Origin of the sequence: Rothia endophytica (assembly GCF_928381505.1) — a bacterium.
Taxonomy (GTDB): Bacteria; Actinomycetota; Actinomycetes; order Actinomycetales; family Micrococcaceae; genus Rothia; species Rothia endophytica_A.
This window is the reverse complement of record NZ_CAKMSJ010000015.1, coordinates 1-8,839: the sequence shown is the minus strand read 5'-3', so window position 1 is coordinate 8,839 and position 8,839 is coordinate 1. Positions and strand designations below refer to the sequence as shown.

At 58.2% G+C, this 8,839-nt stretch carries 7 protein-coding genes; 3 read left to right on the top strand and 4 right to left on the bottom strand.

All coding sequences use genetic code 11. The features are described 5' to 3' along the window. Positions 1-438: 438 nt before the first annotated feature. Both L6990_RS12030 and L6990_RS11565 read left to right on the top strand, forming a co-directional pair. On the top strand, positions 439-486 hold the full coding sequence (locus L6990_RS12030) for an erythromycin resistance leader peptide (RefSeq protein ID WP_011152926.1): 48 nt from the start codon (positions 439-441) through the stop codon (positions 484-486). A 185-nt stretch (positions 487-671) separates the two neighbouring features. Further along, entirely contained in the window at positions 672-1,526 is an 855-nt protein-coding gene (locus L6990_RS11565) for a 23S rRNA (adenine(2058)-N(6))-methyltransferase Erm(X) (RefSeq protein WP_011152925.1), read from the top strand. Between the two features lie 175 nt (positions 1,527-1,701). Here the strand turns inward: L6990_RS11565 and L6990_RS11560 are convergent, their stop codons facing one another. From L6990_RS11560 to L6990_RS11545, 4 genes are all read right to left on the bottom strand, one after another. Continuing rightward, positions 1,702-1,842, bottom strand: coding sequence for a type IIL restriction-modification enzyme MmeI (locus tag L6990_RS11560; protein ID WP_237204361.1), 141 nt, complete (start codon positions 1,840-1,842; stop codon positions 1,702-1,704). Continuing rightward, complete coding sequence (locus L6990_RS11555; RefSeq protein WP_237204360.1) at positions 1,814-4,546, bottom strand: class I SAM-dependent DNA methyltransferase; 2,733 nt, start codon at positions 4,544-4,546, stop codon at positions 1,814-1,816. Before L6990_RS11555 ends, L6990_RS11560 begins: the two co-directional genes overlap by 29 nt. 107 nt (positions 4,547-4,653) lie before the next feature. Continuing rightward, positions 4,654-5,715 carry a replication initiation protein gene (locus L6990_RS11550; protein WP_237204359.1) on the bottom strand — a complete coding sequence of 354 codons (1,062 nt, stop codon included), beginning with the start codon at positions 5,713-5,715 and terminating at the stop codon, positions 4,654-4,656. A 347-nt stretch (positions 5,716-6,062) separates the two neighbouring features. Beyond that, entirely contained in the window at positions 6,063-6,632 is a 570-nt protein-coding gene (locus tag L6990_RS11545) for a TetR/AcrR family transcriptional regulator C-terminal domain-containing protein (protein ID WP_005882738.1), read from the bottom strand. A 38-nt stretch (positions 6,633-6,670) separates the two neighbouring features. Between L6990_RS11545 and tet(33) the strand changes: the two genes are divergently transcribed. Next, entirely contained in the window at positions 6,671-7,894 is a 1,224-nt protein-coding gene (tet(33), locus tag L6990_RS11540) for a tetracycline efflux MFS transporter Tet(33) (RefSeq protein ID WP_074690335.1), read from the top strand. Positions 7,895-8,839 lie beyond the last annotated feature (945 nt).

The following is an 8,839-nucleotide window of genomic DNA, read 5'->3' as shown; positions in this document are numbered from 1 at the left end:
TTTTGGCATTGGGCCCTCGGCGCTGACGGAGGCCATGGGCATGCTCAACCACCATTTCGCAGCAGCCGCCTGATCGGCGCAGAGCGACAGCCTACCTCTGACTGCCGCCAATCTTTGCAACAGAGCCTTTGCGTCAATGCAGGGAGATAGCGAAGAGCGCGCTTCAACGGAGATGCTCGAATGGGTCCACGACGGATTGGAGTCCGTGGTCGCGGCAGACGTAGATGATTCGCACGCCGTACTTTAAAAACGCTCGGAGGTAGGGTAACTCCCCCTCGTTGCTCAGAGACGAAATCCGCCAGCGGTGGCGGCGCGACGAGCCGAAGGTAGGACAAATACAATTCCAGTCCAGGTGCAGATGTCTTGCACTGTTGCGGCGCAGTTGTCTTCTTTTTCACCGCGTATCACCCGCGAAATTAAATTGATATAATTAGGCCCATGTTGATTTCAGGTACCGCTTTCTTGCGGTTGCGCTCTAACCGCTAAGGCGGTTTCCTACCCCGTAGGTTAAAAACCGCTCCGGTTCTTTAGCCGGGCGGTCATTTGTCATGCCCGGCTCCTTTTCAACTCCAAGGAGCACACCTGATGTCTGCATACGGACACGGCCGTCACGAACATGGCCAAAATTTTCTCACCGACCACAAGATCATCAACTCCAAGGAGCACACCTGATGTCTGCATACGGACACGGCCGTCACGAACATGGCCAAAATTTTCTCACCGACCACAAGATCATCAACTCCATCATCGACCTTGTAAAACAAACCTCCGGCCCCATCATTGAGATCGGACCAGGAAGCGGTGCCCTCACTCACCCGATGGCCTACTTGGGGAGGGCAATAACGGCAGTTGAAGTGGACGCAAAACTAGCTGCCAAACTCACACAAGAAACCTCCTCGGCGGCGGTCGAAGTGGTCCATGATGATTTCCTTAACTTCCGTTTACCCGCCACTCCCTGCGTCATTGTGGGAAATATTCCCTTTCATCTCACCACTGCCATTCTTCGAAAGTTGCTGCATGCGCCGGCATGGACTGACGCTGTACTCCTCATGCAGTGGGAAGTCGCTCGCCGCCGGGCTGGGGTAGGCGCAAGCACGATGATGACGGCTCAGTGGTCCCCATGGTTCACATTTCACCTGGGTTCCCGGGTACCAAGGTCTGCTTTCCGGCCACAGCCAAACGTTGACGGGGGGATCTTAGTGATCCGCCGGGTGGGTGACCCGAAGATTCCGATAGAGCAGCGCAAAGCCTTTCAGGCGATGGTGCACACCGTTTTCACTGCCCGGGGACGCGGGATAAGGGAAATTCTCCGAAGGGCAGGGTTGTTTTCATCACGTTCAGAAACACAATCATGGTTGCACTCGCGAGGAATCGACCCTGCGACCCTACCTCCCAGATTGCACACCAGCGACTGGATCGATCTCTTCCAGGTGACTGGTTCCTCTTCACCGCACCATCGACCAATTTCACCATCGGGAAGTAGTCAACGACCTCCTCAACGGAAAAACCGAAGCCGGCGGCGTTAATCCCCCCACCAAAACCGAATTGCACCAGTAGTACTAAAAGGTAAGCGAAGTCTGGCCGCAGACGCATCAATCACGGACAACTCGCGGGCAGCGTTGTACTCGGTAAGGAAGCTCATGTTCTCGACAATAGACCGCACCCGCGACATGAGTGCGGCCTATTCGAACAAGCATTGAGCTAGTTGTTGGTGAGTTTCGCGTAATTGGCAAACAGTAGCTCCTGGCGCTGCCGCTCCGAAGTGAGCTTGCGCGCCGCCCCCATTGCTTTATCCACTTCCCGGTCGAGCGCGTCATGCGCCTTCACCAGTTCTGGTGTCATAGCCAGCGGGTTGTAGTGCTCCGCGAGGGAACGCTCCGGGTGCAGTGCGCGCGGCGAGTACTTTCTGCCCAGCCTTAATAATCCGCTTGCGCGTCTTCTCATCGAGTTCTGGTACGGGGAACGTGTTCCACGTCAGTGTGTTCGCAAAACGCAGGCGAGATTCTAGCCTTCCTCCAATCATCTTTTGCCAAGTAATGAACATTGACGAAGAAATCAACGCGAACTGTGACCTATCAGAATCTTCAACCGCAAACGCAAGGCTGGAGACAACTGTTCCTTCCTCAATATCCGCAGCTGTGAAGTATGGCCGGTTCTCGCTAACAACGGATGGAACGCAAAGGAAATCTGTTTGTGGCCGATAACGTTGTGCGAAAAGATGAGGAATCTTTGCCATGCTCCGTGTAGTAGGAGCCGAGGACGTTGTTCTGTAGGCGCGTACTTGTTCAATTCGTGAACGCAGAAAAGTACTTGCCTGAACGTCGGCGGGGTCGAGATCGACCATCCAGAGACACCACCGACTAAGGCCGCGAACAAGTTCTCGCGAGCCAACGTACGGACGTAGGTACTTTGCCGCTATCGGATCGTCCAAAGCTTCTTGCACGTCCTGGGCTTCAACTATCAAGCCACCTCCGTCTTTTGCCATTGCGCCTAGAACTGCGGGTTTAATCTCGCAGGAGATGGGCGAAGTCATCTTTTGGACAAGGACATTAGGGCCGTCGACGAGGTAAGCATTAATCACGCGCTCCACAGGCACAGCCACGGGGGCACTGCTGACATTCGGGTAATCCCAGAGCTGGGGGCGAGGTTCGTGTGCACGGTCGAAACCGACGATGACGCAGTGGACTGAGGCTTTACCGGGAGCATCGGAATCCCATGAGAATGTGCGATGGGCGAAGCGGATACGCCAACCTGCTGCGAAGATGGGGCCGAATAAAAGCGGCACTTGTTCGCCTTGGGTAATCGAGTTAGTTGTTACGAAAGCGAACCGTCCGTTACGGGTACTGAAAAGGTCAAGGCTTTTTATGTGCCAACACGTGACGTAGTCCAATCTCGAGATGTTTTTACGTCTCCATACAGCTTTCATTTCCTCGAGCTGCTGTTTTGTGCGCGTATCTTGACCGATAAATGATGGGTTGCCAAAGATAAACGTCTCCCCCACTGCTTTGGGCAGCGCTTCCGTCCAGTCCAGGGCGAGAGCGTTTCCGTGGACGATGTGGGCGGTAATCGTAATAGGCAAACGCTGCGGCGGACGCCCCACCGCATTCGCCAACTCCTTATTCGCCTGATGATCCACCAGGAACATCGCCGTCTCTGCAATCTTTGCCGGCCACCAGTTCAGCTCAAATCCGTAGAACTGCCCAATCGACAGTTTCTGCTCCCACTCAATATTTAGCGACATACCCGTCTCGCCACGGCGCTGACGGATAGCCACGATAAGGTCCGTTTCAATACGGCGCAGTTCTTTATAGGCGGTGAGCAGGAAGTTTCCCGCACCACAGGCCGGGTCGCAGAAAATATGGGCAGCCAGTGAGTCGCGGAATTCTTCTAACTTGCGCACCGGGGTGGCGGGGTTGGAGACCAGCTTGTCAGCCTGGGCACGCAACTCGTCGAGGAAGAGCGGTCCGATGGTCTTGAGGATGTTGGTCTTCGAGGTGTAGTGCTCACCATCGCCACGGCGGGCTTCTTTCGACTTAACCAGCTGGAACAGTGAGCCGAAGACGGACACGTCGATTTTTGACCAGTCGAAGTCGCAGGCGTTGAGCAGGGCTTCGCGCATGGCGTAGTCGAAGTATTCAGGGTCGAGCTGTTCGGCGAAGATTGCGCCGTTGACGTAGGGGAATTTCGCCAAGGTGCCGGGCAAGCGCTTAGGCCGCTTGTCCTCCGGGGTGTTGAGGACTCGGAAAAGTTCGTTGAGCTGAGGTCCGAGAGATTCCGGGGTGGTTTCGTTGCGCACGAACGTCGTAAACAGGTGCGGGGTGTCCCACAGGCCTGCATCGTCGCCGAAAAGGAGGAAGAGGATGCGCGTTAGGTAGACCGAGGTGCGCATGACCCTTTCGTCTTCTTCCTCCGGGGTGGTTGGGGCTTCATCGCCCACGGCTTCGTCTGCCTCGTCGCCGTTCATGGCGCGGAACAGCTCGACCATCAGGCGTGAGGCCTCAAGGGAGGCTTGTTCTTCCTCGTGATAGGCCGAGGTCTCATAGTCCGCCAGGAACGCGAGCTGTTCCAGATGCTCGTCGATTTCGTCCAGGTCGAAGGTAACGTCCCATTCTGCAGAGTCGCCGACGTAGTCGCGGTTAAGGCGGGTGATGCGCAGGGTCTCGAAGTTGGAGCAGAGGACATAGGCCGGCATTTGTGAGTTCGGAATGGTGCCGCCGAGCAGGTAGTCGAGTGCTTGCTCGTGAGCCTTGTCCAGGTCGATACCGAGGGACTTGGCCTCGCCGATGACTTTGCCGGGGATGAACATGTCAATCTTGCCGGTGTGGCCGGTGGAGGCTCGTTTCGCGCTGCGCTGATACAGGTAAAGGTCGCGGGCGTTGACGCCGAAGCAGGCTAGGAGGTCACCCCAGAACTGTTGATCGTGGCTGGACTCGGTGGCGGGGCGGTTTTCTGCTTTCCACTGGTCGATATGGCCGCGCCAGCGGATTTTGAACTCAATGAGTTTATGGCGGATGGTGGCACGGTCAAAGACAGGATCAGAGAGCATGAACAAAGCATATAAGGTGCCCCGCCCATCAAGGTTTTTCTTGAGTGAGGTTTTACCTAACTGCCTAGCGGCAGGGGAACCGTATATTGCTTACGGCATTCACACCTCTAGCCCTGAAGCAGCCCCGCCTTCTTGAGGGCCGAAATGTGACGCGCTACGGTACTGCGCTCACACCCGATCTCTTCAGCTATCTGCTTCGCGGTAGGCGCTGTCCCGGTGTCGAACAGGACTTGCGAATAAATAGAGAGGACACGGCCGCGAGTGCTCTGTCCCTGGATTACTCGGCGTTTGTTCGCAGACGCCAAGGCTTCTCGCTGTGCTTGTGCGTACTCCCCTTCTGGGTCTGTTTTCCAGCGTTGTGCAGCCTTTTGCCCGCCTCTGCGTCCCATGGTGGCCAAGGCTTTGCGCTCGCTACTGGTTGCCTTTCCAGAAGCGCTCGAGCCGAGGGAGGCCGTGCTCTTGGATTGTGTCACGTAGCCGCGGACTCGTCGTGCCATCGTCTGGCGGTCGCGCATCGGGGGAAGCTCTGCGGGTCGGCCTGCGCCGCCGTGGGTGTGTGCGACGTTGTAGGCGTGCTCATAGGCGTCGATGATGGCTGCATCCGTGAGTCGTTGGCCGGCGGCGCGGAGCCTGTGGCCGGTCTTGAGGGCGTGGCGGAACGCGGTCTCGTCGCGGGCGGCGGTGCCCTCGGTAATCCAGAGCACGCGCACGCCGTCGATGAGCTCCGGGTCGTACTGGTCGAGTTCAGCGGAGACTTCCGCGTCCACGTCCTGGGCCAGTGCCTTAAACGCTTGTGCCTCTTCACGGCGGGTTTTCACCGCGTTAATGAGTTCCCGTCCTGACTTAAATTGTTGGCGTGGTGCAGCCTCGTACTGGTCTGTCCCGGCCAAGTCCCTCACCTGCCTTATCAAGTCACCTAGACGCATCACGCGATTGTGCTGCCTATACCAACGATAAGCTGACGGAGATTTCCCTGTGTAGAACGGATTGCGGCTAAACCCGTGAGCAAAATGGGGATCGTGGCCGAGCAGCTCGCCTAGGGTGTACCCGTCGGCGCCGCTCGGCTCGGGGTCGCATTCTGCGCGGCAGACGTTACAGAGCCGGTGCTCGTTGCTCCCCCAGACCGTGACCTCGATATCGTCGGGGATCTCCATTCCGTCGAACTCCATATGCGGAGGTTAGCTGTCGCGGATTGAGTCGTGTCAAGATGCGGCACCGATGCTAAACCGCCGTTACCTATGGTCATCGCGCCGGTCGCGCACTCGACGCTTAGTTCTTGAGGTACTCGAGGACGGCGATGACGCGCTTGTTCCCTGTGCGCTCGTTAAGGTCGAGCATGGTGAAGATGCTGCTGATGTGCCGTTCCGCGATCGCGACGCGACATGCACACGGTCCCTGATTTGCTCGTTTGTGAGCCCCGTAGCCATGAGCGAATCGTCAGTATCGCGGAGGAGGTGCTGCGGGAGCGGGAAAGGATTGACCTTACTGACGCAGAGACCCAAAGCGCGAGCATCCCTCATCGCTTTGATGCCAGCCCTTCAACCATTGCAACTAACCCGAACTCGAAATCTAGGTCTTGATCGACAGGCTCACATCCGTTGTCGAGCGCTGTTTGTTCTTCTAGTACGAAACCGACCGTATAGCGGCTGATAGCCATGAGAGCTCGGACCGCAGAGCCCTCAGCGAATCCTTCGGACACGAGAAACTCGATCTGACTTTCGGGGGCATCCGAGCCCGCTGGCATCTGGTCACTCTTTTGACGGTGAAACTCTGCGTGCAGCCGTGCTCCATCCCGGACTGCCAGAAGCGCTGTCCGGAAGCTCCGCGCGTTGCGCAGGAGAAAGTCGTCCCAGCGCTCCCCTGACTCTGGGAGTGAGGCGTGGTGTTCGCGATCAAGCACATCAGCTGCGAGCGATCCGAGCAGGTGGGCCTTTGTCCGAAAGTGCCAGTAGAGCGCTGGCTGCTGCACCCGCAGATGCGCAGCCAGCGCCCGTGTGGTGAAACCGTCGATCCCCGTGTTATTGAGCACATGCCTCGCACCGCGCAAGACTGCTGCACGATCGAGTCGCGCTTGTTTCTGAGCCATGCTTGCACTTTATCATCGATAACTTTATCGTTGATAAGGTGTCATCTCTCACTTCCGCTCGTGGCTCGTTGGCCACGGTCCTCATCACGGCTAGCCTCGACGCCGCCGGCATGGGCCTGGTGATGCCGATTCTCCCCGCACTGCTACACGAGGCAGGGGTCACCGCTGATGCGGTTCCGCTGAACGTCGGAGTGCTGATCGCGCTCTACGCGGTAATGCAGTTCATCTTTGCCCCCGTACTGGGAACACTGTCGGACCGATTCGGCCGCCGCCGGGTGCTGCTTGTTTCCCTGGCCGGTGCGACCGTCGACTATCTCGTGCTCGCCACGACATCCGCTCTGTCGGTGTTCTATATCGCCCGTGCAGTGGCTGGGATAACCGGAGCGACCAATGCGGTCACCGCCACCGTGATCGCCGACATCACGCCACCCCACCAGCGCGCCAAGCGTTTCGGTTTACTCAGTGCCTGCTATGGCGGCGGAATGATCGCGGGGCCAGCCATGGGTGGACTGTTCGGTGCCATCTCGCCACATCTGCCGTTTTTGCTCGCTGCTCTTCTCTCAGCGAGCAATCTGGCACTCACCTTTATCTTGTTACGCGAGACCCGTCCTGATTCCCCTGCGCGCTCTGCGTCGCTCGCTCAGCATCGTGGTCGCCCCGGCCTCAGCGCGGTGCCTGGGATTACCTTCCTATTAGTCGCATTCGGCCTTGTTCAATTCATTGGGCAGGCTCCAGGTGCGACCTGGGTGCTGTTTACTGAACACCGCCTCGACTGGAGTCCCGTCGAAGTTGGAATCTCCCTGTCCGTCTTCGGGATCGTACAGGTTCTCGTGCAGGCCCTCCTTACTGGCCGCATCGTGGAGTGGATCGGTGAGGCAAAAACAGTCATCATCGGGTGTGTTACCGACGCCTTGGGTCTCGTAGGCCTGGCGATTGTCACTGACGCATTTTCCATGGCGCCTATCTTGGCGGCACTGGGGATCGGTGGCATCGGCCTCCCCGCTCTGCAAACCCTTCTCTCCCAGCGCGTCGATGAACAGCACCAAGGGCGCCTCCAGGGTGTGCTCGCCAGCATCAACAGCGTCACATCGATCTTCGGACCGGTCGCTTTCACAACGATCTTCGCGCTCACTTACATCAACGCCGACGGCTTCCTCTGGCTCTGCGCCGCAGCACTCTACGTGCCCTGCGTGATTCTCATCATGCGTGGTACAGCAGCGTCCCCGAAGTTCGGCTCATGGGCGAGCGGCGACTCGATGTGAGTTGTGAGACGTGAGCAGGAGCAACACGGCGGCGACACTGCTTCGCCATGGCCGACTAGCGAGACGGCGCCACCGGGAAACTCGGCATCATCTACCAAGGACAGGTCAGCTGGGAGCCTGATAGACCCATCGAAATGTGCGTGCCGATCGCGGAGAAAGGCCGGGCGCATCGGATCGAGCCATAGCACCATGAGTCTTCACGGAAGTGCGTTGACGGAGACTTCGTTGTGAACCGGGCCAAGGGAGAGCTGGAGGCCCTCTCCGAGTGGCTTGCCGATGACATGAGCTGGACGCTCATCGAGAAATCCACACACAGCGGCCCCAGTGCAGCCCGAGAGGTGCGCCCGCCGTTCTCCCGAGCGGGTGGAGGTCATTTCTGTCGTCACCCACGGACGACGCGCTTCCTGCGACGGCTACCTCGAGGCTGGAGGAATGCGCGTCCGTTTCAGCCATGCGTTCCGCTTCGTCAGCACCCCCAAGACCGCGATGATCGCAGAACTGCGACGCTACTGCATCGAGACGCAGGTTGACTGAGGCCTGTGCGGACAGCACGAACGACCCTTAAGCCCGTAATCTGGGAACCGCAGAAACTACCCGATCGAAACGCAACTACTTTGCCGGCCCTACGGGGTTGGCTCGCGGTCGTCGTCCTTGGCCGCGACCGTGCGCAGGAGGTGCTTGTAGCCATCCCTCGCGATCATCACGCGCATCGAAACCGTCACGACGCTACTGCCTTCGACGATCAGGGGAGCGGGGACTGATCGCGGACGCGCTGTCCACTTTGGTTAAAAGATTGCGCCGCTGTAGACGACCGCCATCTAGATGTGATGTCCAGGGACGTTGTTCTGGCCCCCGCCCGTAATGACACCGTGCCGATTCAAGAAGTATCTGTCCAGACCGCTTGCCATTGAAGGCATGTTAGAGTTTGGGGCATGTCGAGTCCCG